This window comes from Clostridium sp. CM74B_53, assembly GCF_036318045.1.
Lineage (GTDB): Bacteria > Bacillota > Clostridia > Lachnospirales > Lachnospiraceae > Pilosibacter.
This window is the reverse complement of sequence record NZ_JAWQDE010000024.1, coordinates 1-26,708: the sequence shown is the minus strand read 5'-3', so window position 1 is coordinate 26,708 and position 26,708 is coordinate 1. Positions and strand designations below refer to the sequence as shown.

Genomic DNA, 26,708 nt, shown 5'->3' with positions numbered 1-26,708 from the left:
AAAGGGATGCCTGGGAATGAACTGCGTTTATAAAGAATGGCATCGAAAACGTGACCGATTTCGATGCCATTTGGGCATAAAGCAGGGCTGCCGCCCAGCAAAAAATATTTGCTAATGCGACAGCCCCGTTTTCTATAATCATGTTTCTATTTTATCCCAGTCTTCTCACAAATTCCTCATACCCAAAGGTTTTCACCACACTGCACTCCCCATTCTCATCCATTCGCGCGATGGACGGCAGGCACATGCCGTTGAAGGTGTTGTTTTTTACCATGGAGTAGATCGCCATGTCCTCGAAATAGAGTTTATCGCCGATCTGAATCTCGTGGTCGAAGGAATAGTCGCCGATCACGTCACCCGCAAGGCAGGTCATTGATGAGAGACGGTAGGTGTACTGCTTTTCGTCTGCTTCGCCGGAGTCTTTTAACGGCGGACGGTATGGCATCTCCAGCACATCCGGCATGTGGCAGGCAGCGGAAGCATCCAAGATCAGCGTCCTGATCCCGTTATCCACAATGTCCATGACTTCCGTCACGAGATATCCCGCGTTTAACGCCACAGCTTCCCCCGGTTCCACATAGACAGTGACATCATATGTCTCCTGCATATGGCGGATGCAGCGCTCTAAACGGTCGATGTCGTAATCGTTTCTCGTAATATGGTGTCCGCCGCCCATGTTGAGCCATTTGATATTCGGAAGCTTCAGATACTTTCCGAATTTATCTTCCACAACTTTCAGAGTCGTCTCCAGATCATCCGAGTTCTGCTCGCAGAGAGTATGGAAATGGATCCCGTCAAGCTTTTCCACGAGATCTTCCCGGAAATTCGCCAGTGTCACGCCGAGTCTGGAGCCGGGCGCGCATGGATCATAGATCGCGTGGTCGCCCTGAGTGGAACACTCCGGGTTTACGCGGATGCCGATGCTGACGCCTTTTTCTTTGCAGAAGTCCGCGTATTTTTCAAGCTGGGAAAAAGAATTGAATACCAGATGTTCGCAGATATCGGTGATCTCGCCGATCTCGGATTCCTTGAAGGCCGGAGCGAACACATGATTCTCCTTTCCCATTTTTTCATATCCAAGCTTTGCCTCGAAAAGACCGCTGGCTGTGGTTCCGTCCAGATACTGCCCGATCAGCGGGTACTCAAAGAAGTTCGAGAATGCCTTCTGTGCAAGGAGGATCTTGCAGCCGGTGTCGTCTTTGACTTTCTTTAAGATTTCCAGATTTTCTCTAAGTTTTTTTTCATCGATCACATAACATGGAGTGGGTAATTCATTAATCTTCATTTTATTCTCCAATTACTGACTCGTTTCCGATACACATTTCAGTCCTACCAGAAAACGAAGTTCATTTTTACTGCCGCATCACAATACAACAACACCTCTGACAACTCGTTCCTGCCAGAGGTGTTTTCTGTACTTGAAACTGTTCCACATTCCGCATTTTTCCCACGGACAGCACGAATCTGCCGAACAGTCATCATTTTCAAATTTTTATTCCACGATCTGAGGATTTTCATCCACAACCCACGGAAGTCCCCACTTATTCAGCGCTTCCATATACGGATCCGGATCGAACTCCTCGACGTTGAATACACCTGCGCCCTTCCAGGTTCCGTCTACTACCATCATGGAACCGATCATTGCCGGTACGCCAGTCGTGTAGGAGATGGCCTGGGAGCCGACTTCCTTGTAACACTCCTGATGGTCACATACGTTATAAATATAGATCGTCTTCTCTTTTCCGTCCTTCACACCGGTAAAGATACAGCCGATGTTTGTCTTTCCGACGGTTCTCGGACCTAAGGATGCCGGATCCGGAAGAAGCGCCTTTAAGAACTGGATCGGAACGATCTCCTGTCCGTTAAAGTTTATCGGGGAAGTGGAAAGCATTCCAACGTTCTCTAAGCATTTCATGTGGGTCAGGTAGCTCTGGCCGAAGGTCATGAAGAAGCGGATGCGCTTTACGCCCGGAATATTCTTCGCGAGAGACTCGATCTCTTCGTGGTGCAGGAGGTACATATCCTTCTCTCCGACCTGCGGGAAGTTGTACTCGCGCTTGATCTCCATCGGCTTTGTCTCTACCCAGTGGCCGTTCTCCCAGTAGGAGCCGTTTGCAGATACCTCGCGGAGGTTGATCTCCGGGTTGAAGTTTGTAGCGAACGGGTAGCCATGGTCGCCGCCGTTGCAGTCTAAGATGTCGATGGTGTGGATCTCATCGAAATAGTGCTTTAACGCATATGCGGAGAAGACGCTTGTGACGCCCGGGTCAAAACCTGTTCCTAAGAGTGCCATAAGTCCAGCCTCTTTGAATTTCTCCTGATATGCCCACTGCCAGGAATAATCGAAGTATGCGGTGAAGCCCTCTTCCTTGCAGCGTTTCTCATAGATCGCGCGCCAGGTCGGATCGTCGGTGTCCTCCGGCTCGTAGTTTGCGGTATCGATATAGTTCACGCCGGCCTTTAAGCATGCATCCATGATCGTCAGGTCCTGATACGGGAGTGCAACGTTTAACACTGCATCCGGCTTGTAGCTTTCCATTAAAGCCACCAGCTCGTCCACGTTGTCAGCATCCACTTTCGCGGTCGTGATCTTCGTCTTTGTAGTTCCCTGAAGTTTCTCCTTTAAGGCATCGCACTTGGATACGGTACGGCTTGCGATCATGATTTCTGTGAATACATCACTGTTCTGACAGCACTTGTGGATCGCTACGGACGCAACACCTCCGCAGCCGATGATCATTAATCTGCTCATGTTTATTTTTCCTCCTCTTTTAAAAGATCCTCAACATACTTCGGCAGCATGAACGCTCCCATGTGAAGATGTGTCGTGTAATACCATGTTTCGATATTTAATGCATCCCATTCCCGGGGTTTGAAATCCTTGATGGGATGATATTTCTTTGAAGCGAAGCCGAAGAGCCAGTATCCGGACGGACAGGTTGGAATATGCGCCTGATACACACGGCTGATCGGGAAGGAGCGGAATGCCTTGCGGTGCATGCTGCGGCAGGCCAGCTCGTCCTCATCGTAGAATGGGCTTCCGTGCTGGTAGACCATGATTCCATCTTCCTTTAAGGCACTGTAACAGCTACCGTAGAATTCCTTCGTGAACAGTCCCTCCGTATGGCCGAAGGGGTCTGTGGAATCGTTGATGATGAGGTCATACTTTGCCTTCTTGTTTCTTAAAAATCTCAGACCATCATCATAGTGGACCTCGACACGCGGATCATCTAAGGCACAGGCTACCTCCGGGAAAAATTTTCTTGAAACCTCCACAAACATCTCATCCGTCTCCACGACATCGATATGTTCCACGCAGTCATACTGCAAAAGCTCTTTCGCGACACCGCCGTCGCCGCCGCCGATGATCAGTACGTCCTTCACACACGGATGGACCGCCATCGGCACGTGGGTCACCATCTCGTCATAAATAAACTCGTCCTTCTCGGAGAATACGATCTCCCCGTCCAGAGAAATAAATTTTCCAAATTCCTCGGAATCGAACACGTCGATCCGCTGATATTCACTCTCCCCGGAAAACAGCTGCTTTTCGATCTTGATGGACAGCTTGACGTTTCCGGTGTGCAGTTCTGAAAACCAGAATTCCATATCTCGTGACTCCTTGTATCGTATTGGCCAAAGCCTGTATGCGGGCAGACATCCTGTTTGTCCGCATACGGATGCAATGCCGTTAAAAATTCATGCTATATATTTGCCAGCACCATCAGATGGTCCACCGCCGGATCTTCTGTTCCCTGCATGGAGCATCCCTTTTTCTTCGCATACAGGATATACTGGACCACGTCGTCCGTGATCATCTCCCCCGGCGCCAGGATCGGGATTCCCGGCGGATAGCACATCACAAACTCCGCACAGACTCTTCCTGAAGACGCTTCCACCGGAACAGAGACCTTCTCGGAGTAGAACGCTTTCTGCGGGGACATCACGACCTTCGGGGAGATATACTCACCGGAGAGAAGTCCCGCGCTGTCCTTTTTGTAGAGACGTTCCACATCATCGAGAGCCCCCACAAGACGCTCGATGTCCTGAATCCGGTCTCCGATGGAGATGTAAGCAAGAATGTTGCTGATATCTCCAAACTCGATCTGAATATCATACTCGTCGCGCAGAAGATCATAGACCTCGATTCCCGCAAGTCCGATGTCTCTTGTATATACGGAAAGCTTCGTCACATCGTAATCGAAGATGCTGTCCCCGTTCACCAGTTCTTTTCCGTAAGCATAGTAGCCGCCGATGGAGTTGATCTCCCGTCTTGCGTACTCTGCCATCTCAACGACCTTCGCGAAGGATTCCTCACCGCGGAGAGCCAGATTTCGTCTTGAGATATCAAGACTGGAAAGAAGCAGGTAGGATGCGCTTGTAGTCTGGGTCAGGTTGATGATCTGGCGCACATAATCGGTGTTCACTCCCTTATTTAAAAGAAGAAGCGAACTCTGGGTCAGACTTCCGCCGGACTTGTGCATGGATACCGCCGCCATATCAGCTCCCGCTGCCATTGCGGAGATCGGAAGATTCTTTCCGAAATACAGGTGGGTTCCATGGGCTTCGTCTGCGAGGACCTTCATGCCCCTCGAATGGGCAAGCTGTACGATCGTTTTTATATCAGAGCAGATGCCGTAATAGGTCGGGTTGTTGACGAACACCGCAACCGCGTCCGGATTGTCCTCGATGGCCTGTTTTACTTTTTCGACCTGCATTCCCAGCGAAATACCGAGTTTCTGGTTCATCTCCGGATTTACGTAGATCGGGATTCCGCCGCAGAGCACCAGAGCGTTGATGACGCTCTTATGTACGTTTCGCGGCAGGATGATTTTATCTCCGGCTTTTACCACCGAGAGGATCATGCTCTGGACCGCAGATGTCGTTCCGCCTACCATCAGATAGGCGCTGGCCGCTCCGAATGCCTCCGCCGCAAGCTCTTCCGCCTCACGGATCACGGAGACCGGATGACAGAGGTTGTCAAGCGGCTTCATGGAGTTTACGTCCAAAGATACACATTTTTCGCCTAAAAGCTGTACCAGTTCCGGATTTCCGCGTCCTCTCTTATGTCCCGGTACATCAAACGGGACAACTCTCTTCTTTTTAAATGCCTCGAGCGCTTCATAGATCGGGGCTTTCTTTTGTCTCTCTCTGTCCATGGTTTTGTTCCTCACGCATTTTATTGATTGCGCATCATCTGAATAATAAAAAAAGCAGATGACGCCAAAACCATCATCTGCTCAAAACGATTCTATTCCATTGGGGTCTGGGGCGCGTCACTCCGCTCCCGTCTACCTCTGAGCTTTATCGTTTTTTCTTCCAAGTCTGCAATCGCAAATATATTGTCCCTGCACTTATTGACCGATTCACAAGATGATGTGTTTTTCAAACACTGATTATAAAGTAATCAACTTATAAATTTGAGCTTTTAACTCAATCAATAATGTGGGCTTAACCCCACGCGGCGCTTGACCCGCCTGTCCGATGGGCTTAACTTCCGTAGTCTGTTCTGCGGGAGTGGTCATTACATACATTTGCATGAAAACGATAAATGTCTCTTCACACTATTTCTATCATACATGAAAAAACATAGAACTGTCAAGTAAAAATTTCCATTTGTCCTATGAGAAGATAAGAGCAGGGATCCATCAACCATAAAAGTTGATGGATCCCCATGAAACAGAATCACACGCTATCATTCTGTATGTTTCCGGTCACCATTGCACCGGTCTTTGGATCCAGATAATAGAGATGTCCATCCTGCGGATCTGTAAACCAGCCGGTCTTCATCGCTCCCTGGGTACCGTCAGATACCGGGTTCAGATAATACCAGTTTCCATCCACATCCTTAAACCAGCCGGTCTTCATCGCTCCCCGCGTACCGTCAGATACCGGATTCAGATAATACCAGTTCCCATCTGTGTCCTTAAACCAGCCGATCTTCATGGTTCCCTGCGTGCCGTCGGATGCCTGATTCAGATAATACCAGTTTCCATCCGCATCTTTAAACCAGCCGGTATCCATGTACCCGTCCGCACCAAAGTGATACCAGTTCATCATTCCATTGTCCGTTATCTGCTTCCATGCATTGGATACACGACGTCCATCGCTATCATAGTATCTCCATCTGACTACGCCATTGACTTTCTTTGTTTCCCATGCATTTCTGGTCACATTCCAGTCGGTATCCTCTCTGTCACTGTCAGAACCGGTGTTCCTGTCACCTTTCGGATTATCAGGAGTTGCAGAACCAGGTTTATCGTCTTCCTTCGGATTATCAGGAGTTTCAGGACTGCTGCTTTCCAGAACTGCCTGCGCCGTCACACGATGTCCTTCTGCCTGATCCAGCGCATCCAGGAATGCTTCGTTCACAGTTGTATACAACGTGCCGTTGATCTTCCAGCCCTTGAACACAGCTCCATCCTTGCTGACTGTCGGAAGCGCTTCATCCATCTGCTCCAGGCTATAGCTCCGTTCTCCGACTCCATGATCAAATGCAACCGTTCCCTTTCGGCTGTCTGAGAGCAGCTCAAAGGTACTAAAGCCATCCTTGTTTACAAACTCTGCCATCACACTTCCCTGCGTTTTCTTTACTGTTACCGGATAATAAGCAATTTTTCCGCTATGTAACAGATGCCGGATAAAGAGATCTTCGGTCGGATAATCTGCCGGGAGCGGCAGGGTGATCGTAACCGGGATTCCAACCTTCTGCGGGATTGCTGTGCCGATCAGAATGGTATTTCTACCGGTTCCTTCCTCCTGCATGGTCTCATTCTTTCCGGCTGTTGTGGCTTTTACATTGTATAATGCAGTGATTTCAAAAGTGATCACATTCACTCCCTGTTTTTCGGTCACACCCTTTACTTCCACCGACATATACGGCTCAACCACAAGTCTTACCTTCTTTTCGGTGGTAACGATTCCTTCCTTCTTAAGTTTTTCCTTCGCTTCCACTCCGGAAATCGTCTGATCTTCTCCTGTTTTTACGATCACATCCCCGTTTTCTGTTTCCCGGATCAGATCTGCTGCCACAGTATCCAGTCCGGTAATCTCCGGGGCGTTGTTCTTTAAGAGGTTAGCGATCGCTTTTACTTCCTCCGGTGCATCTGCCGGAACCGGTGCAATCTTCGGCGCTGCCACCGAAACCTCCGGGGTCTGTGCCTTTCCAATGGTAATCTCTCTTGTTACCGTTGTTCCATTGTAGCCAGTATCCCCGGCAACCTCAGCTGTCACGAGGACCGTTCCGGCTCCGATGATCTTCGCCTCTGTTTTTCCGTTCACTTCGGATAACTCCAGAACTCCATTGTCAGCAGGAACGGAGAATTTCACAGCTCCGGTTCCCTTCTGTCCGGTAAGTTCCAGTTCGAATGGATCATCACCGTAAAGCTTACCGTCCACTTCTTTGATCTGAATCTGATCCTCATCTGCTTTTTCGACCTCGAAGCTGCAGCTTACCTGTGCAGGATCATTGTAATTTTCCTTCTCTGGGCCATCGGCCGGAAGCACATATTCTGCCGAAATTTCATGCGTACCGGCAGAAGGAACCGAATATTCCATGGACGCGGTTCCATTGGTCAATGGGATCGGCGTCTGATTGAGTTGCTGTCCATTTTCATAAAATATTACCGTTCCGGCCAGCACATCCTGATAAGCTCCCTTCGCTTCCAGAGTCAGAACATAAGTATCTTCCACATTTCCAAGAACTGCCAGGAGTCTCTGCATCAGATCTGTTTTCTTTCCGGCTTTCAGATTCAGGGAAATGGTTCCCTTCTGAACGGTGATCGGTCTGGAATTATTACCTGTCGTGTAATTGGTACCATTTTCCATACGAATCGTTACATTTGCCGTACCTGCGCCATGGATCGTTGCCTGACCATCTTCATCCACCGTCAGTACATTCGCAGAGTCGCTTGTCTTGGTCACCGCTCCATCTCCAACGGTGGTAACTCCAGTCAATGGAAAATCAGGATCGCCATATGTTTTCGTTCCCGGCCACTCTGCATCATTGATCGTGATCGAAGATGCTGCTTTTTTGATCGTTGAGGTTGCACTGGAAGGAATGTTGACCTGGTAGTTATCCGGATCGGCTGTTGCTCCGCCACCGCTCGCTGCTGCTCCTGTTATCACTGCCTTCGAGGCATCGATCACAACCTCTTTATTGGTTCCGGCATTTGCATTCTTAAAAGCGGCTGTTAAGCCTGTGATCTGCAGTTTTTCATTTCCGGCAGCTGTATTCACACCAGTGTCTATCATGAATGGCTGCTGTACAGTTGCTGTTGTCGTGCCATCATAGGTCTTATCTTCTACCGCAACTGATGATAATTGCAGTTGGTACTTAGAAATTTCCGGTACCACGGAATCTGTTAATGTCCTATCGTATGAAGCACTTGAATCTGTCGGTGTAAATTTCACGGTATAAGCCTTGTTACCTTTTACATTCGGATAAATACCAGATGCTGGACTACTATTTTCCGGTTCCCAGTTCCAGGTTCCGGCTACCAGTTGATTTGCACCATTATAAACACCATAACCAGAAGCCAGGGAAACCGAAATCTGAGCAAGTGAACCCCCATAAGTCCCCTTCGCATTCCACTTTTGTGTTCCGTTTCCTACAATTCTCAGTGTATCCCTGGTAGACACATTAAGCGGTTCCGTTCTCTCAGAAGCAAATGCATTCTCTTTCGCCTTTATTCTGCTGGTTACCTGATATCCATGTGCCGGATATAATCCCTGAATTTTCGTACCGTCAATCCATGTAAATGCTCCGTCTGAATCTACATCACGGTATCCATACTCAATGTCATTTTCCGGATTCGTTCTGTTTATGGTAATCGTCGTACCGGTTATATCCACCTCATCCTCAGTTATTGCAGCCGGTGCTGCCGTTCTTTTAAGAATCGTGATACTTTCGGGTTTTCCGGCAAATTTCTTATCCGTGTTGCTTGCAGCATACCGATAATAAACCGTACTCTCATGATCGGAAGAAATGATGTCTGTAATCGAAATTCCTGATCCACTGCCCATTTTTGCAGATGTCCAGCTTGGAGAGGTATTGGTTCCGTTTACAATCACATACTGTAAAGATGAGGAAATTGTGATTTTTTCCTTCCCATAATCAATATTCGGCTTGTTCGATTCTCCCGGAATCGCCTGTGTTTGCAAATTCGCCACCAAAACCGCTTCACTGGCTGACATGGACGAGGATGCTTTCCTGCGAATATAGAATGGTACAGACCCACCATTTTCACGAATGTTATCCAGCAGCCCTGTCAGACGAACCATACCACCCTGTCTTATCGTTGTCCATGACTGTGCATCCTTAGAAGCAGCATACTCCAAATCGCAGGAAGCTTTATTCTCTAAAGTCTCCTGTTCGTAATTGATAGAAACATCAGCAGCATTAGGTGCCTCCTGCCGCACTTTTTCTGTCCGGAAATTTACATAGGTTACATCAAGAGATAACGTACCATCCTTTTTAATCATCAGTCTGACATGATATTCTGTGTCCGGAGTTAAATTCTCAATAGTACACTCATAGTTTCCGGAAGGACTTTCCTTAAGTAACGTTCCTTTCGAGAACATATCATCTAATGTCCCTGTCCGCTCATCCTCGCCGGAGGTTAAGAAAAACTTAACCTCTGCTCCGGGAGTTCCTGTTGCCTTAAGTGTAGCAGTCGCTTTTTTTTCAGAAATCGTCTTAATATCCGTGACAGCTGCGGAAGTGATACTTGCCGCATTATTATTAGAATATGTACCAGCAGCTGAATCATAATATACCGTCTTACTGTACTTGCGGAAATGCGGGTAATCCTCCGTTCCGATCACCTGTCCCCACGTACCATCTGATTGATCACCGTTTAATTTATAGGCAATTTCTCCGGATTTCAGTTTTTTCAGTTTTTCTTCGTTATCTAGAGTAGTAATACCCGGAGAACTATAAGCACTCTTTGTTGTCTCATAACAGTTCGTAAAAGTAGCCCTATGATTATTCGAGTACTTAGTTTCTTCCAGTTTTCCTGATACAGCCAAGCAATTAGTCACCGTTCCGTTTGAAGAATTATTTAAAAAATTTGTTCCTACTACAAAACAATTCTGAATATTGGTACCAACAGCGGTATGACACAACCCGAAAGTCCAACCATCTTCCAACACCAGCCCTATATTTTGTACACTCCCATCTTGAATCCTTGCCACCAGTCCCCGCTTATGACTTGTACCGTCAGCAGCAGGTCGCAGTCCGGAGATTACATGATAATTTCCCTCAATATTCCCCCTGAAATACTTATTATCTATGTTTCCAATGCTTGTCCAGGCATATCCGTCCGGGATCTCAATATCCTTCATCAGCTTCAGATTGCTGTTATCAGGGATTTTACTATCATTAAACTGCTTTGCAAACCAGAAAAGCTGACCGGCATTATAAATCTCATAATATCCATTCCACGTTCCTGCCTCCTGATATGCACCACATGCTTCACAAAATCCATCTGCATTATAGTGCTCATGACTACAAAAGGTATCACCATAAAACATCGTAATTTCATTTGGTGTTGTCGAAATCGTCTTACCTGATACTGTGATCGGATTGCCGTCATTTAAGCCCGGTACCGTCACCGAAATCTCTGTGTTATTCCTATTTTCCGGCAGATATACCGTCAGATGTCCCGTGTTCGCTTCATCATACGAAATCTGCATGGAAGGAATGACCATAGCTGCACTTTGACCTTCTTGATTGCTCAACGGTTCACCATTCTGCTTGATCGTGATATCGGTTGCCTGTAATACCTGATCACTCGTGATCGCCGTGGAAACAAATTTTAATCTTGTCTCATAAAGAGGAGTTGCGGCCTTCAAAGTGATCGTTGCATTCTCATCAGCAACGTCAGCTTCCATCCGATAAACATAGTCTCCAACCGTCACCTGTACCGTTACCGGTTTCCCTGGCGTTAATGGCTTCAGATAATTGGATGCCTTAAGTGTACCTTGATAATCGCTCACCTTCATCGTCCCTGCATTCCAGGTAATCTCTCCCACGCTGATTGTCACCGGATAAGTGCTTTCGGTGAATCGTACATCCGCAATCGTGCCCTGAATGGTATAGTTTTTCAGTCCGGAATTTTCACTTTTCGGGAAATAATCGCCGCCATTTAAGTTTACTGTTGCTTCATTACTGATGGAAATGGAGCCCTCCAAGGTACTACCCTCCGGCAGCGCTTGACCGGGCTTCACTGCGATACCGATCGCATATACTTCATTATTATACGCAATGGCCGAAACCGTTCCACCATTGATCACAATCTCACCATACTTGTATCCACCTTCTACCGCTTTTGCTCCACCGCCGCCAGTGCCGATTGCGGCTCCGGGGTGTCTTCCTGCGTTCGTAGCATATCCTCCACAGGCTGTCACATTGCCACCATTGATCTCAATCCTATCCACGCAGCCGTACGGTCCACCGCCAATTCCTGCTCCACCGTATACATTTTTAATATCCTTGTAGTAGCTTCCATGTCCGCCCATGGCGTACACAGTTCCGTCGTTGATGATAATGGTACCGCTGCCACCCTCTGCACTGCCGCCAATACCTACTGCCATCCCGCCGCCATAAGCTTTGATATCGCCTCCGTCGATCACAATCGTCCCCAAGGAACCATTTCTCCTGCTCGACGCACCAATTCCGGCGCCTTCTCCACCGGTTGCTTTTAAGCTTCCCTCTCCGCTGATAGTCAGGGTGCAGCCTTCCGGCACCTCAATAGCCGCACACATATCACCGCCCTTGAGCGTGTTTTCTCCCTCCAGAATCAGATTCAGTTTTGCACCATTCACCAGTCGGATCGCCGGTACCCAGGTACTCGCTGTCTCATCGTTCTTAACAAGCGGTATCTGGATATCCAGATTTGAAATCGTGATTGTAGCCTCCACACCATTAACCAGAATAACATTGGTCGTACTGCTTCCCGTGATAGTCGCATGATTATACTGTTCCAATGTGTTGCTGTTGATGTTGATACCGCCATTCGCAATATTATAAGTATCTGTTGATGCCAGCAAAGCGATTCCGCCGTCCATGCTGACCTCGATCTCCGGAAGCTCCACGCCCGCTGCCAAAATATACTCTCTCGGAAGAACCGGAAGATAATAATAGAAACCACTTTCATCTTCCCGGTTCCCATCCGGCTCCCAAGTAACGCTGATATCCGTCAGCACCGGGATATCTTCTGAGATTTCCTCATCTTCAAACTCATAATCCTTAAGAAAATCCCCGGCATTGCTGTCGGTCGCGATCAGAAACGTACCCTGCTGGTCTTTCTCCTGAACTTCCTGTTTATCTGCTTCCTCCTCATCATTGCTATCCGGCACGTTTTCTGAATTTTCTGTTTCCGGAGTTTCCTCCTCATTCAGATTTTCTTTCTTTGCATTACTGCCGGTAGCAATTCCAAAGTCTTCTTTCTTATCACGGTCGTCTGCTGCCGCTTTCTCATCTTCCGCGCCCTTATCGCGATCCGCATTATTTTTCTGATGATTCACGTTCTTATATTCCACCACCGAAGCCTCGATCGTCTCCGGGAAATTCAGATAATCCTCAAAGTTTTCTCCGGCATCCGCAGGGATCTGAATATGCGCGACCTCCTCCGGTAATTCCGTAAATCCCGTGATCACTTTCAACTTTTTTGTAGGGACTGCAGCAAACGTTGCAGACGGTATGCATAACTGCATCGCCATCATTGCCGCCAATGCTGCAGATACGATCTGCCGTTTCTTCTTTTTATACCTCATATCCATTTCCTCCTGTTGTCATTATTTTCTATATAGCGTGACGGTTTTGTTCTCTCCGGTAATATTTTTTATTCATACTTTTCTTTCTCACCTGATTCATTACTTCCCCTTTTTCCCTAAAGAAGCCGGGAGACTGCTTCCCCCTTCTGACTATAGCTGCATAGCGCAATTCGCATTTCCATACCTCCGTTTCCTGATGGACTCCATCGCCTCATATAGCTCCTGATCACTACAATCTATGGAGAGGAATGCCGGGATACGAAGCTGATATGCGATCAGGGCGAAGTTTTCATCATCACTCCACCAGACAAGCGGTGTTTCCGGTGCCAGCCGCTTCGCCTGAATGGCCGCCTCCAGTCCCTTTGCTCCGGTCATGGCGATGACAACCGCATGGTACCGGCTTCGCCGGAGTGCCTGGGCAAGCTGGTTCTCATTCCACAATTCGTCAATCGCAAGCTGCCCATCCCCATCAAAAAGGGAGCGCAGCCTGCTCTCAAACCATTCTGCATTCCTTAATTCCGTACAAAGTGCGATTTTCATGCCGGGCCTCCTTTCCCGAAAAGAAAAATGAAAAAGAATCCTGCTTGCAGGATTCTCCGCCTGCGGCGGGGCGCGACAGCGGCACTCTTCCTTTCCGCCGCAGTGCGATCCTCGTGGACCTTCTCACCTAAAAGGCTGGTAATATAATTAGCGTAGCATCTTGTCAAGAGAAATGCAACCGACTTTGTTTAAGACGCAGGTTTCCTGTTTAAGACGCAAGTTTTTCCTGCGGTTTTATGTTATACTAATATTGGATTATTGTGCAAAGGAGATGGCACGATGCAGATTGCGATTGTGGATGACAGAGCAGAGGACAGAGCAGAACTGTCTGAAAGCTGGCGCCCAGGTCAATTTTCAACTTGTCTTTATGGACATCTATATGGAGAACATGGATGGAATGGGGATGCCAAATTAAAAAAAGCAATCGAATCTTTCAATTCAATTGCTTTTCTGTTTCCGATGCCGATTAATGCTTTTTTATTATAGCGTTCACCGAAACGCTTAACAAGCTTAATTTTAGCAGATTTTTTCCTGCGCAGTGATTCTGGCAGGAATATGTCAGCTTCTCTTACCAGAATCACGCGCCAAGTCTCACGGAGGTTCGGCTTGAAACTCGCTTTACTGCTTGTTTCTTCCGTCCCAGACACCGTTTTTATCTACATAGTATCCGTCCGGTGTCCTTTGTCCGGCGTACATAATCCCTCTCTTTCCATCGGAAATCGGGTTAAAATAGTACCAGACTCCATTGAGAAGCATCCAACCGGTCTGCATGCCGTGTTCCGGATCCATATAGAACCAGCCGCCGTAATTCTCATCCCTTAACCAGCCTGTTTTAGCATAACCCATTTCATCAAAGGCCCACCATTTTCCGTTGATCTTCTCCCAGTGATATGCACCAGTACGATCGGCCATTGGCCATGTACCGTCACTAAAGCGGAGCCACCAGCCTTTGGCGTCTTTCATCCAATGGCTGTAGCCATCGTTCACGGTCTGATTGGCTGTGCCGGTGATGATGCCCTGTTCCACATTTCTGTAGCCCTTCTGACTGTCCTTTGTAACCTTGTTGGACGGATTCGGGGTTACTTTAACACTACTTTCGTTCGGATCATCATAATCGGAGCTGTCCCCGTCTGAACTGGAGCTGCCATTATTGGAGCCGCCGCCTCCGGACGTGTTATTTCCAGAATTATTTCCGGAATTACCGCCAGATGAACTTTCTTTCGGAGTCACCGTCACCGCAACGGTTTTGACTGCGTCATTGAAATTCGCCATGGACGCCTTCACATACACCAGATACGTTCCCGCCTCTGTAAAGCCCGGGATCTCACTCTGGTAATTGACACCGTCCTTCGAGTAGGTAAATGTTGCATCCGGGCTTACATTTTCAAGACCGGTTTCCACAGAAGCATTGATCTTCGGCTGCTGCTCGGTACCGTTGTAGGTAAGCGGGGCTGCGGATACGGTCATGGACGCGAAATCACGAGACTTGATCGTGCCCTGCTGCGATACCGTCTGTTCTGTCAGCTCATAATTCTTTGCCTGATCACCTGCTAACGAGATGATCGTCGCATCTATCTCGTGCTCTCCAACATCTGCACTTCGATATGCCCACTTCACCTGATCTGCGCGAACATCCTGAAGCTTGAGAGTACCATTATTGTCGTCGCAAAGCTGAATTGCCAGCTTCTGCTCCTCTGTAATATCCGTAGTCCCATCATAGACTTTATCGAAGGAATCTCCTGTTATCTGTGATTTTAATTTACACTTGTTGATTGTGAATATAGCTCCATTCTGTTCACCCGTATAATTCCCATTTCCCACCAGAACAACCTTATAGTTTCCAGCGTTCTTTGGTTCGTCGACTATTACACGGTCCTCATTTATCCACCACTTAATGCTATAATCGACATCTTCTTTTAACTCATTTCCTGACGAACCGTTCCAGTTCTCAACCACTTTGATCTTCGGATTCTGATTTTTTCCATTATAAGTACTGGGATCGATCGTTACTGTTACTTCCGAAGCAAAGCTACGCTGGGTAATTTCCGTTTGATTATGAGAAACAAAGATTCCCGGCTGATAATTGTCTGTGAGCACTCTTATAAATACATACCGGCCAGAATCATTTACATTTACAATCCTTGGGCACTTTGACAGCCATTGATCTGGTAAATTACTACTGTTCGATGTTGCAGCAAGCTGATATTCGTACCTTGCATCAGCTGGGATACCAGGCGATTTATATTTAATTGTAGCTGCTGGATATCCCTCAGCACCATTATATACACCCTTAGCAGCTTCCACATTTAAATCCCACCTAGCAGGATATGTTCCCGGAGTAACCTTCAATGTTATCGTAACTGGCTTTGCAGGTGTATAGACTCCTGTCCCTTCTGTTGTAACCTGAATTACAAACGTACCTATCTTTTTAACTGTCAACAAACCATTCGTATCAATAGTACCTTTTCCTGTGCTTTCATTAAGAATTCCATATGTCAATGCACCTGCATTCTCTGGCTTTTCAATTTCCGCACAAGTCTTAACATCCACTACCAATTCATCCTTATACGGAACATCCGCAGGCTGGATAAATCTGATACCACCAGGATCTGTTCTGTTTCCTTCCGGCACAGTTCCATTTCCACTGATTGTACCGGTATTTTTAATCGTTCCATTTCCCTCAAAATTACCATGTACAATAAGCATTCCTTTATTTATCAGCTTACCATTATCTCCAATCTTTATTCCTCCAGTCTCTAATATTCCTCCTTCTACTATCATTGTAGTATTATTCACTATTTCAAGAATATTTACATTCATGCTCCCACCCTTAATCGTCAGGTTGCCTTTTGTACTAAGTCCCGTATGACCAGTCGGGGATTTGATGTTAATTGTACCACCAGAAAGTGTAAAATTAGAACTTAGCTCATGGTCCACTGCTATTATACCGTTTCCAATAATATCAAATTTACCACGAGACATATTAATTGTTCCTCTTGCACATAGACCATACTTTCCATTTCCTGTCGCTCTAACTTCCCCTCCGTTAATATTTAAGGTTCCATTACTCGTCACATAAATTGCTCCTGATGATAGATTATTGTTCTCTGCACGATTCGCATTTGTTATAATAGTTCCACTTTCTATCGTCAAACGCGCCTCAACCTGTATTCCACTGGATCCATCTAAGTTCTTTCCTGTAGTTGGATAATTACTAACATTCAAATAAGCATCTCCAGTTCCTGCAACAATTGTTGCGCGGGTTCCCCAGCCAGTAATGTAAAGTCCTATTCCACCACAAGACGTTCCCTTCCCATCCAACTGATTATTACCATTTAACACTATTTCCCAGTCTCCATTAGGTATAATAATATTACTTGCTGAAGTATCATTTAGTGTTAAGCGAAATTGATACTGGCCATCAGTTCCCGTTCCCAAATATTTAACCTGTATATTTGTCTGCTTCATTATACTATCAAAAACACCATTAAGACTTGAAAAACTCACCCCATCAAAATTAAGCGTTTTGGGTTCCTGTCCAGAAGCAGGGCTCACACGTAACACCGGCAATTCATTCGCCGTCACCGCTGCCTGGTCTCCCGCCACAGACACTTCCACCACCAGCGCATCCACGCCCTCTGCCAGCTCATACCCTTCCGGCAGCTCTGCTTTAAACTCATAGGTGCCTTCCAGTGGCCAGCGGCCTTCTTCGTCCTGCACATACTCCGCACAGCTCCAGTTGGTGATCAGCAGATTCTTTTCTTCCCCATCTTCAACGTTTTCGCCGTCTTTGCCTTCTTCCACCCGGGCGATAATGGCCGATGGTAAATACTCGATGATCTCTGTAAAAGATGGCTGAGCTTCCTCAGTGATTCCGGTGAGTTCCAGTCTGCCATCAAGCAGATTTTCCTCCGGATCAAACCATGACCATGACAAGATCTTCGTCTGTGGAACCGGTGTGACGGTTCCACCTGTGGCTGTGGTATCTTCCGCATTGGATGGCGTGCTGACAGAAAGTGCTGCCCCGTTCTGAGCAGGCACATCATTTAAGTTTTTATTTTCATCTGCATTACCAGAAGAATCCTTCCGGTCTGCGGCTTTTTCTCCAGCTTGCTCTTTCTTAGAATCATTCTTGCCTGTATTGGAAGCAACAGTATCCAACGTGTCGGCATTCCCATTATTTTCCTTCTCTGTATCCCGTATACAGCCACTTTCTACGCTGCAAATGTGGGTACATTCCGTAGGCTCCTTTCCGATCTGGGATGGAGTTGCTGTTTCGTCTGCATCTTTGTAGCACTCTGCCGTATGCACATGGACACACCGGTTATTCCCTGTATCCGGCCGAATCTCTCCCCATGCTGTATTCCCAAAAGCTGTCGATATTGCCAACGACATGGCCAGCCAGATTGCCGCTGCTTTTCGTGTATTTTTCATTACCACAACGCCCCTTTCTGATTCCTTTTCACACTTAATATACGCTCATATAGTCAGCCTATTGCTCTACTTTCATTATTTAATAATCCGCGCGACATGTCAAGCAAATGCACACGAATTGTTGTTTTTTTGCACGGAAAAAAATAAATAGAAATCCGGAAGGATTCCCAAAGCCTGCGGATCCATTCCGGATTATTCTATACTTAGTGCAAGAACATCTCTCCGCGAAGATGCGCAGTGATTCTGATAGAAGCATGTCAGCTTCGCTGACCAGAATCACGCGCCAAGTCCCACGGAGATTCGACTTGAAGCTCGCTTTACTGCTTGTTTCTTCCGTCCCAGACACCGTTTTTATCTACATAGTATCCATCCGGTGTCCTTTGTCCGGCATACATAATCCCTCTCTTTCCATCGGAACTCGGGTTAAAATAGTACCAGACTCCATCGAGAAGCACCCAGCCGGTCTGCATGCCGTGTTCCAGATCCATATAGAACCAGCCGCCGTAATCCTCATCTCTTAACCAGCCTGTCTTAGCATAACCCGTTTCATCAAAGGCCCACCATTTTCCGTTGATCTGCTCCCAGCAATGCGAAACACCACCGGAATCACGCACGCTTCCCTTCGGGTAGGTATTATCTGCAAAGCGTAACCACCAGCCATGCTCATCCATCATCCAATGGCTCTTTCCGTCATTGACAAAGCTGTTTGTTTCTCCTGTGATAATTCCTGCCATACTGTCGATCGTTCCTTTGACTGAATCCTGGCTGACTACACCGCTGCCAGAGGTTTTATCCTTACCGGAGGACGGGTTGTTGCGACTCGGTCTTTCCGGCTCATCCGAATCATCTGAATCATCCGTTCTATTCGATTCGTTCGGCTTGCCTGTTTCTCCCGGCTTTTCCGTTTCACCCGGCTTTTCCGTTTCATCCGGCTTATCTTCCGTTGCTGTCACTTCTGCCGTACCGGTCATTGCTGCGATCTCATAACGAGCGGATGCCCATTCATTCGGTGTAAATACCACCTCGTAGCTATGGGTGCCCGCCTGTGCCGTCTGGGCCGGATCCTTCCATGCAAAGCTTCCGTATTCGGTGCTTCCTCCTGATAAGGCAGAATCACTCAGAGGACTTCCCGCCTTCACCGACGCTGCCGTCGGCCAAGTGATCTGCGGTACAGCCACCTTTCCGATTGCGAAGGTATACGCAGCCGGAGCAGGCGTGTTGTATTTGGCCGCCCACACATCGTAAGTGTCAAAATCAAACTCGGCTGTCATCCTGTGCGTTCCTACGGATGCGACTCCCGGCTTCGTCAGGTTGAGAACCGCAGTTCCAGCTTCCCCTACAGGGATCGTATCCGGAACCTGATTTCCATTATCATAGAAGCGGATCTTACCCTGCAGCTTGTCACCATACGCTCCCTGAATACTTGCAATGATATCAAAATCATCCTCGTAGGTTCCGAGAATCCCTTCCGGCTGCTGCGCTCCGGTACTCCGGTTCACAGCCGTTAAGGTAAGGATAAAGGTTCCTTTTTCAATGGTGATCGTTCCCTCTGCCGGTGTGCTTGCGCCAAGGTAATTCCTTCCGTCTGCCATGGTGATGCTTACCTCTGCAGAACCAGTGCCTTTGATGGTCACCTGTCCCTGTGCATCCACGGTAAGAACATTTTCATCAGAGCTTGTATAGGTCAGAGCTCCATCTCCCACTACCTTCACACCCATCAAGGAAAAGCTGTCATCTCCATAGGCTTTTTCTCCGGTCCATGCTTGCGGATCGATTGAAACCGAACCCTGTATCCGATGGATGGTTCCGGTCTGGGCTGGATATGTGATAAGGTAATTCTGCAGATTCACTGCACTCTCACCCGTCTCAACCCTTGCCTTTGAGGAATCAATGGTTACCGCCTTACCGGTTCCGGCATTGGCATCTTCAAAGCTTCCTTTCAGGCCACTGATAGTATAGCTCTGACCCGAGCTCTGACCCGGAGTTTCTATCTCCACCGTCGCCTCTAATGCGATACCGGTACTTCCGTCATAGTCTTTTTCAATAGGTGTCGAAAGAACTGCAGTCAACTCTTTCGGAGATATCTCTGGAATCACACTTTGGGTCAAAGGTTTTCCATACTGCCCTTCTGATGTTTCTGTCGGTATAAATTCTACCTGATATGCAGTGGTTCCCTTTACCTCCGGATAAATGGAGGAAGCGGACGTTCCTTCCTGAACCTTACTGAAGCTCCATGTTCCAGAAACCGGTGATCTACTATAATTAACAACCTGAAATCCCTCTGCCAGCTGTACCGGAATCTGATCAAGTGTCTGTCCATAGGTTCCCGTCGTTTCAAAGGATACTTTGCCGGCGGGACCGTCGATTAGTAATGCATCCGGTGTTGTCACCTCCAAACGATCAGCTGGCTTCGATGCAAAACTGTTTTCCGTTGCTTTCACACGAAGGGTTATATAATAGGTGTGAGCTGGCTTCGGCGACGTAAACGTCTTCCCCGTCTGCCACTGAAGCTCACCATCCGCAGATTCTGAAATTCCGTACTCACAACCGGAAACGGGCTGTCCCTTTACCCTGATAGAGTAGCTGTCTTTCGTTACATTTGTTATCTGTATCGGATCCGGTTTTTTCGGTCTTACCGGAATCTTTATCTCGGTTGCGGCTGCTTCGGAACCTGCGTCCGCTTTTCGCACATACAGAGTAATCTTCTCGGTCGCACTCGTCGGCGGTTTATCCAGAATTCCCGTCAGAGTCTCCTCGCCGCCTGCCGGGATCTTTGTCCAAGATACATTCCTCGGGTATGCCGTATATTCGAGATCATACAGAGCCATATTTTTCAGGACTTCCCTTTGATAATCAATGGAGGTCTGTTCACGCTCCAATACATTCTCATCCTTGCCTGCCTCAACCTTCCCGGTAAATTCCACACCGCCAAAGGAGGCTTTCACTGCCTCCGAAGCCGGAAGGTACATATAGAGCTTTCCGCTGGAATCTGTCCGGACATCCTTAAAGCCGTAGGAGCTTCCTTCAATACCCGCTTTTTCAACCAGTGTATTATTCTCATTGATACCGGTCAGATCCGCTGTGGTATAATAAACCGGGTTACCGTTCCCATCTTTTGGTGTATTCTTCTGCCATGTTCCATCTGCAGTCTTTTCCCAGCCATAAATCATAGGGCTTTTTATATATGCACCCGCATTGATCAGATGGATCGTTCCACCCATAATCTTCACATCGGTTGATGCCTTTGTAGAACTCTCCCCCCCCCTTTCCAATATGAGCAACGTCCCTATTCCATGCGTCTTTATTATCTAAGCATATTGTGCCGCCGTCAATCAGCACTCTCGATGAACTGTCTCTACCACTTCCGATGCAGGCTCCAGAATAAGAATAGGCTGTAATCATTCCGCCATGAATCTCAATCTCAGCAATTATCGCTGGGCTTCCAGCGGCATATCCAGAACCGCTTCCAATTCCTGCACCCTTCCACGAGCTTGCATTCACCGTTCCGCCTTCTATCACGATTTTACCGGTTCTATCCTTCGTAGCACTTCCTGTTCCGATTCCGGCACCATCACTACTTTTTGCAGTTACAACTCCTCCGCTGATCCGTATTTCTTTTACATTTTTTTCTGACGAAGCACCGATAGCAGCTCCGTCAGAACCAGAAGTGGAAGTTGCAGTTACAGTTCCCCCCTTGATGTGAATGGTTCCTGCATCCTCTCCTCCATTTCCTCCAATTGCTGCACCAGTCTTGTCTACCGTTGTATTATTGAGCACCTCTATGGAGCCCGGCTGTCCCGGCTCACTGTCAATCGTAAGCTTTGCATCCTTCGCCACACTGATGCCGGCAGGTGAAACAGTGAACCTTGATGAAGATGCTGATTTATTAATCGAAATCTTGTTTTCCCCTTCCAGATAGGTGGTCACCTGGGACGCTCCGTTTATCTGAATTGGTGCGATAGCCTCTGCCGGTGTAATCGTAAGGTTTTTTAATACGAGCTTTAATTCCTCGGAAGCTGGGGTATTCACAGAGAGATGATAATTCTCTACCAGCTCAGATGAAGTGATCCGATAGCATTTATCATAGGGCTGGTCTATCAGCTTTGCTGTAACCACTTGGCCGGAACCATCTGTTTTAGAATATAAAATTGTCAGCTTACCATCTGCCTCGGAAAAAGATATATTTCCAAGGGAAAGATCCAACTCTCCCTCCAGTGCCTCTGCCTCATTTAATATGGGAATATCCGTTCCGGCAGCCTCTGCCTTTACCGTTTCACTGTCCAGAGTAAAGCTTCCGCCGGAGCTGCCTAAACCTGCAATACCTGTATTTATCACAAACCGGTAATTTCCGGCCGGAAGATATGCCAGGGCATATGCATGATTGCCTGCTTCTGCATCGATTGTCAGCTTCCCGTCAAAGGCAAACTGGCCTTTGTCCTGCTTTATCCACCGGAGCTTCTGAAGCAGCTCCAGCCAGCCGTCCGGCTGTCAGGGATACATTTTCTACCGCCTGCACCTTTGATGAATAGAAGTGGAACCGGACAGGGTACAGGGGTTCTCCGATGGTGAGGGAAAGATTCGTTTCCTCCTCTGACTTCATCGTGAGGGTTCCTGTTACTTTAAAGCTATTATTTTCTCCTTTCCCTCCTTCTTCCTGTACCAGAACCGATACCGGAACCTCTCCGGACAGGGGCGTATACCAGCTGACTTTACCGGTCTTTATCTGATAACCGGAAGCTTTTTTAGATGAATAGGTTACTACATCCGGTGCAGTACCGCCTTCACTTGCTTCTTCCCCCAACCGAGCCGTCAGTGTATAATTCTTATCATTCTTCAAACGGCCATCATGGATAGTCAGATCCATTGTCTTCTGGTAGGCAGTTTCTCCAAGCGTGACGGAGATGGTTTCATCCATTCCTTTATTTAGAACAACCTTTCCCTCCATCATCTTACCTCCCCCGCCACCGGAAGGCTTCAGCTCTACAACCATCTGCATATTTCCAGAATAGCCTATCCACTGGGTTATATCCGGTATCGTTCCCCTGAATTTGGAGACAGTCATCTGAGTGCTTGTTTTATAAACCGGATTTGCTTTTTCTGTATCATTCTCCCGATACAGGGATATGTCAGCCTGATAGGTTCCATCTGGTAGCTGGTTATCATAAGCGGTGATCCGGAATGTTTTCTTCCCGTAGGTACAGTCTCCCCGGGGCTTAATGTTGCTTCCAACCGGCAGCTCCAGCTTCACCGCCTCGGAAATAGTGACACTGCCGCCTTCCATGCTATTTCCATCAACAACCTTTAACACTCCATAACCAATATTTCCGCCCTTTACCGTAACAGATCCACTTAATATCCGGATATCGCCACAGGATAATTTTAAATCACTCACTCCATTCCATCCGGTGCCGATGGCAGCTCCCTGATATCCTGATGTTTTATTATTATAAGAAGATACGGTTATATTGGGAGCTTCGCCATTCTCTCCGCCGATTACGATCGTGTCTACACCTCCACCAGCTCCGCCTCCGATTCCGGCTCCTGTCTCCCTTCCTCCTTCTGCGGTTATCGTTCCACCCAGTATTTTAATGGTTCCGCCGATTCCATACAGACCGGTTCCGATTCCGGCTCCTCCATGATAATTATCCGCACGAACCCACCAATCTCCACCTACAGCTTCGATGGTTCCGCCCTTAATTATAATTTTTCCTGTTCCGTATTCCTCATTTTCACCTTCGTAACCTGTTGATCCGGCTCTTCCTCCGATACCAGCGGCACCATAGGCACCTCCCACTGCCCTCAGGCTTCCTTTACTCTGCTCTGTAATAACCAGCGTTGCATTTTTCTCAACCTCGATTCCGGCTCCCTCATCCAGTCCCAAAAGAGTATTTTTTCCTTCTAAGGTCAGATTCAGCTGGGCATTACCTTTCAGGTAAATACCAGCCAGATTCCATCCTCTGGCTCCATCAGATTTGATCGTTACATCTTTAATGGTCAGATCGACCGTAACATTATCAATTATGATACCGCCCTTGATGTCTGTATATGTAAGCTCTGGTCGATTGGTAGGACAATAGATGCCGGTAATGGTTTTTCCATTAAAATCATTTTGATTAGTGCTATTAATGAGCAGCGGCTGATTATTCAGGTTATACTCCCCGCCTGCCAGAGTCATCAGCTGCATCTCTCCTACGAGAACGCAGATTTCCGGAAGCTTTGCCTCCTCTCCCACTGAATATTCCTCCGGCAGAACCGGTGTGTAGACATAGGCACAGCCGTTGTAGTCCTGATTCGCCTCATAATAGCCATTCCAAGTCTTATCGGAGGTTTCGATAGGCTCTCCATCCTCGTCAAATTCTTCAAAATAATCCTGTGGGGAGATCCCGCCGTGAAATTCCGGATAGTCGCTCTCATTGATATCCAGCTTCCATGTCACGCCGGAAATCCTGCTGATATCCTCATCTGCATCCGTCTCTGAGCTTTCTTTTTCGGTGTCAGCTTCCGCATCTATCTGCAGTTCCCCTTCTGCTTTTGGAGTATCCTCTGAGGTTTCCTGCTTCATCCGAACCTCCAGAGTATCTGGAAGAACGATATCGCTTTCTTTGGCACCCAGAGAGAGCTTCTGCACTGCAATGGCCTCATCCAGCTCCAGAAACGCCTCTATCTCTGCTTTTGTCTCTGCTCCTGTTGCTGTGCCGTTTGGTGCTCCGTTTGCACCTGACTCGCCGCGGTTATCTCTTACTTCCGCATTCGACGGAGAAGCATCCGACGGAGAGGCTTTTAATGCAGATTTTTTTAATGCAGCTTCTTTTTCTGCTGTTTCCGCAGTATCATCTGCTCCCGTTTCAGCCCCGATCCGCTGCAGCGAACCGGCCGCCAATGCCTGCGGCTGCCATTCACATGTATTCCATATTAATATAGCAGACAATGCAGCTGCTAAAATTCGTTTCGATTTTTTTCTCATACCATTTTCCTCCCATTGAGACAAATTTGCTATTACTACCACCAAAAAGCGGTGGAAGTCTTCTCGACTGAGATAAACATCAAGTTCCCGCAATATTTACATTTTTCGCATAATCTTCTATACTAATAGTATATCAATTACGTGTTTTTCTGAAAACCACCTCGACGCAAATGGTCAAACCTCGACCTAATTGGTTCAGAAGCATCGTGATAAAGGGAGTGCTGCAATTATGATGCATATTGCTATTGTGGAAGATTGCGTTTTCGATCAGAAGCATCTGATCGATTTAATACAGAAGAATTTCGAGGAGCATGGAGAAATGGCTGATTTTACCTGCTATGAGAGCGGTGAAGCCTTTTTAAAGGCTTTCCGCCCCGGTCTTTTCAACGCTGTATTTATGGATATTATGCTTGCAAAAAACGGTCTGAACGGGATTGAAACAGCCGAAAAGCTTCGAACTGTTGCCGCACGGATCCCTCTTATCTTTGTGAGCAATGAGCGGGATTATTCCCTTGAGGGATACCGGGTACATCCGCTTGACTATCTCTTAAAGCCGGTGGATGCAGACGCTCTGGACTGGTGCCTCAATGAGATCCGCACCTTTCTTTCCGAACCGGCTTACATTGAGATTCAGGCTGTCCTTGGACAGGGGCAATCATCCTGCCAGCGGATTCTTCTGGATGATTTTTTATACGCGGAAACGCAGAATCACCGCCTGATCATCCACACGTTAAAAGGGGACGTTGCCACGCGCCTCTCTTTTTCGGATCTAATGGCGCTGCTGCCAAAGGGCGGACGTTTTTATATGAGCGGCCGCAGTCTCCTCCTCAATTTTTCGCAGGTGATCTCTGTGGAGGAGGATGGTTCTGTCCGTCTGAAAAATGGTTCCTGCCTTTTCTGCAGCCGACGAAAGAAAAAAGAGACAAAGGAAGCATTTATGGAATACCTGTTTACCTGTATGCGGAAGGGAATGATAACCGATGAGTAAGGCGGGCTTATTTCTACATACCACTATTAATTTTGATGAAGTTGCAGCGGCTTTAGATTATGGGCAAAGAACTTTAGATCATGCAACCTATGCAAAGGTAACAAACGCCTTTAAGAAAATGATATTCCACTGCCTTCTCTGGATCTTTATATCCATAATCATCTGTTGTGGCACTGTACTATTAAGCCATCATATCCAGAACCTGAAGACAAATGAATTGCTGACAGCTTATAATGCAACGACTTTTAGAGGAGGAGTACGAACCAGTCCGACCACGGTAATGTATACAGAAGGCAGCTCCTATCAATATGATGTCTCCAGACTTGGATTGAATCTTGATACAGATTTTCCGCATCAGAGAGCATTAACCTTATTATTAGATGACCAAAACCAGCTGAAAGGCGTGATTTCTAATGATGAATCCAACAAAATAACCGATATATTCGCATTTGGACTTGTTTTCGGAATGATCGAGATGGCGGTAATCATGATCGTCTATACATTTTTTGTTCGGAAGCATACGTCTTATGGCAAAAAATGGTATGCCTTTATGAAATGGTTCGAAACCAGAGATGACACCCTGCTTGATATCATACGGGAATAATGCCATGCAAGATTTCTTTTATCTTAATTTCCTGTTACATAAAAACAGTCCCGGCATACAGACACTTCTGTCCATATCGCCGGAACTGTTTTTATTTTTACATGATCTTATTGCGCCAAAGTTCTCTTACTCTCTTACCAACAGAGACTTACCAGTCATCTTTTTCGGCTGTTCCCTTATTGCCCGCGCCAGCTGTCCGTGCCGTCCCAGCTTCCGTCTTCCTTATGTTTTGGTATTTTTTGAAATAGGGCTACCGCAATCCCACTGGCTTTAAACGGTGGGTTAAGGTAGCCGGAAGCGGAGGTTTGTGCTATACTTGCGTTATGGAAACGTGGAAATCAAAAACAGACACAAATATTTGTTACAGTATCATATTATTTTCGTATGCAAGTATAGAAAGA

General features: G+C 47.2%; 13 protein-coding genes and 1 pseudogene. 4 read left to right on the top strand and 10 right to left on the bottom strand.

Annotation, left to right across the window (positions count from 1 at the left end):
- Nucleotides 1-151: 151 nt before the first annotated feature.
- The 6 genes from nspC to V2546_RS14815 form a co-directional block, all read right to left on the bottom strand.
- Nucleotides 152-1,285, bottom strand: a complete 1,134-nt coding sequence (gene nspC / locus V2546_RS14840) for a carboxynorspermidine decarboxylase (RefSeq protein WP_329752731.1) — start codon at nt 1,283-1,285, stop codon at nt 152-154.
- A 207-nt stretch (nt 1,286-1,492) separates the two neighbouring features.
- Entirely contained in the window at nt 1,493-2,752 is a 1,260-nt protein-coding gene (locus V2546_RS14835) for a saccharopine dehydrogenase family protein (protein WP_144364680.1), read from the bottom strand.
- 2 nt (nt 2,753-2,754) lie between these two features.
- Nucleotides 2,755-3,609 carry a polyamine aminopropyltransferase gene (gene speE, locus V2546_RS14830; RefSeq protein ID WP_015553676.1) on the bottom strand — a complete coding sequence of 285 codons (855 nt, stop codon included), beginning with the start codon at nt 3,607-3,609 and terminating at the stop codon, nt 2,755-2,757.
- A 95-nt stretch (nt 3,610-3,704) separates the two neighbouring features.
- Complete coding sequence (locus tag V2546_RS14825) at nt 3,705-5,159, bottom strand: aminotransferase class V-fold PLP-dependent enzyme (RefSeq protein ID WP_329752730.1); 1,455 nt, start codon at nt 5,157-5,159, stop codon at nt 3,705-3,707.
- Between the two features lie 526 nt (nt 5,160-5,685).
- A complete protein-coding gene (locus tag V2546_RS14820) occupies nt 5,686-12,777 on the bottom strand; it encodes a YDG domain-containing protein (protein WP_329752729.1) in 7,092 nt (2,363 codons plus the stop codon).
- A 150-nt stretch (nt 12,778-12,927) separates the two neighbouring features.
- Nucleotides 12,928-13,317 (bottom strand): hypothetical protein, encoded by a 390-nt coding sequence (locus V2546_RS14815; protein WP_329752728.1) that lies wholly within the window; start codon nt 13,315-13,317, stop codon nt 12,928-12,930.
- 279 nt (nt 13,318-13,596) lie between these two features.
- Between V2546_RS14815 and V2546_RS14810 the strand changes: the two genes are divergently transcribed.
- Nucleotides 13,597-13,803, top strand: coding sequence for a hypothetical protein (locus V2546_RS14810; RefSeq protein ID WP_329752727.1), 207 nt, complete (start codon nt 13,597-13,599; stop codon nt 13,801-13,803).
- A 132-nt stretch (nt 13,804-13,935) separates the two neighbouring features.
- On the opposite strand, the gene V2546_RS14805 is transcribed toward V2546_RS14810, so the two are convergent.
- From V2546_RS14805 to V2546_RS14790, 4 genes are all read right to left on the bottom strand, one after another.
- On the bottom strand, nt 13,936-17,751 hold the full coding sequence (locus V2546_RS14805) for a YDG domain-containing protein (protein WP_329752726.1): 3,816 nt from the start codon (nt 17,749-17,751) through the stop codon (nt 13,936-13,938).
- A gap of 317 nt (nt 17,752-18,068) precedes the next feature.
- Nucleotides 18,069-20,579, bottom strand: a complete 2,511-nt coding sequence (locus V2546_RS14800) for a YDG domain-containing protein (RefSeq protein ID WP_329752732.1) — start codon at nt 20,577-20,579, stop codon at nt 18,069-18,071.
- A 271-nt stretch (nt 20,580-20,850) separates the two neighbouring features.
- The gene (locus tag V2546_RS14795) at nt 20,851-22,086 is read right to left on the bottom strand and encodes a hypothetical protein (protein WP_329752725.1); all 1,236 of its coding nucleotides are present in this window, start codon (nt 22,084-22,086) and stop codon (nt 20,851-20,853) included.
- Between the two features lie 79 nt (nt 22,087-22,165).
- Nucleotides 22,166-24,715, bottom strand: coding sequence for a hypothetical protein (locus V2546_RS14790; RefSeq protein ID WP_329752724.1), 2,550 nt, complete (start codon nt 24,713-24,715; stop codon nt 22,166-22,168).
- Between the two features lie 229 nt (nt 24,716-24,944).
- On the opposite strand from V2546_RS14790, the gene V2546_RS14785 reads away from it, so the two are divergent.
- The 3 genes and pseudogenes from V2546_RS14785 to V2546_RS15770 form a co-directional block, all read left to right on the top strand.
- The gene (locus tag V2546_RS14785) at nt 24,945-25,703 is read left to right on the top strand and encodes a LytTR family DNA-binding domain-containing protein (RefSeq protein WP_329752723.1); all 759 of its coding nucleotides are present in this window, start codon (nt 24,945-24,947) and stop codon (nt 25,701-25,703) included.
- Nucleotides 25,696-26,307, top strand: a complete 612-nt coding sequence (locus V2546_RS14780; protein WP_329752722.1) for a hypothetical protein — start codon at nt 25,696-25,698, stop codon at nt 26,305-26,307. The genes V2546_RS14785 and V2546_RS14780 overlap by 8 nt, the downstream gene beginning before the upstream one ends.
- Before the next feature lie 323 nt (nt 26,308-26,630).
- Nucleotides 26,631-26,708, top strand: a pseudogene (locus V2546_RS15770) (IS200/IS605 family transposase); the annotation flags it as partial.

Bases quoted from the DNA above. Each gene is read 5' to 3' on its own strand.
- V2546_RS14835 (WP_144364680.1), bottom strand. From the start codon at position 2,752: ATGAGCAGATTAATGATCATCGGCTGCGGAGGTGTTGCGTCCGTAGCG.
- V2546_RS14805 (WP_329752726.1), bottom strand. From the start codon at position 17,751: ATGAAAAATACACGAAAAGCAGCGGCAATCTGGCTGGCCATGTCGTTG.
- speE (WP_015553676.1), bottom strand. From the start codon at position 3,609: ATGGAATTCTGGTTTTCAGAACTGCACACCGGAAACGTCAAGCTGTCC.
- V2546_RS14800 (WP_329752732.1), bottom strand. From the start codon at position 20,579: ATGGCTCTGTATGATCTCGAATATACGGCATACCCGAGGAATGTATCT.
- V2546_RS14815 (WP_329752728.1), bottom strand. From the start codon at position 13,317: ATGAAAATCGCACTTTGTACGGAATTAAGGAATGCAGAATGGTTTGAG.
- V2546_RS14810 (WP_329752727.1), top strand. From the start codon at position 13,597: ATGCAGATTGCGATTGTGGATGACAGAGCAGAGGACAGAGCAGAACTG.
- V2546_RS14825 (WP_329752730.1), bottom strand. From the start codon at position 5,159: ATGGACAGAGAGAGACAAAAGAAAGCCCCGATCTATGAAGCGCTCGAG.
- V2546_RS14785 (WP_329752723.1), top strand. From the start codon at position 24,945: ATGATGCATATTGCTATTGTGGAAGATTGCGTTTTCGATCAGAAGCAT.
- V2546_RS14820 (WP_329752729.1), bottom strand. From the start codon at position 12,777: ATGAGGTATAAAAAGAAGAAACGGCAGATCGTATCTGCAGCATTGGCG.
- V2546_RS14780 (WP_329752722.1), top strand. From the start codon at position 25,696: ATGAGTAAGGCGGGCTTATTTCTACATACCACTATTAATTTTGATGAA.
- nspC (WP_329752731.1), bottom strand. From the start codon at position 1,285: ATGAAGATTAATGAATTACCCACTCCATGTTATGTGATCGATGAAAAA.
- V2546_RS14790 (WP_329752724.1), bottom strand. From the start codon at position 24,715: ATGAGAAAAAAATCGAAACGAATTTTAGCAGCTGCATTGTCTGCTATA.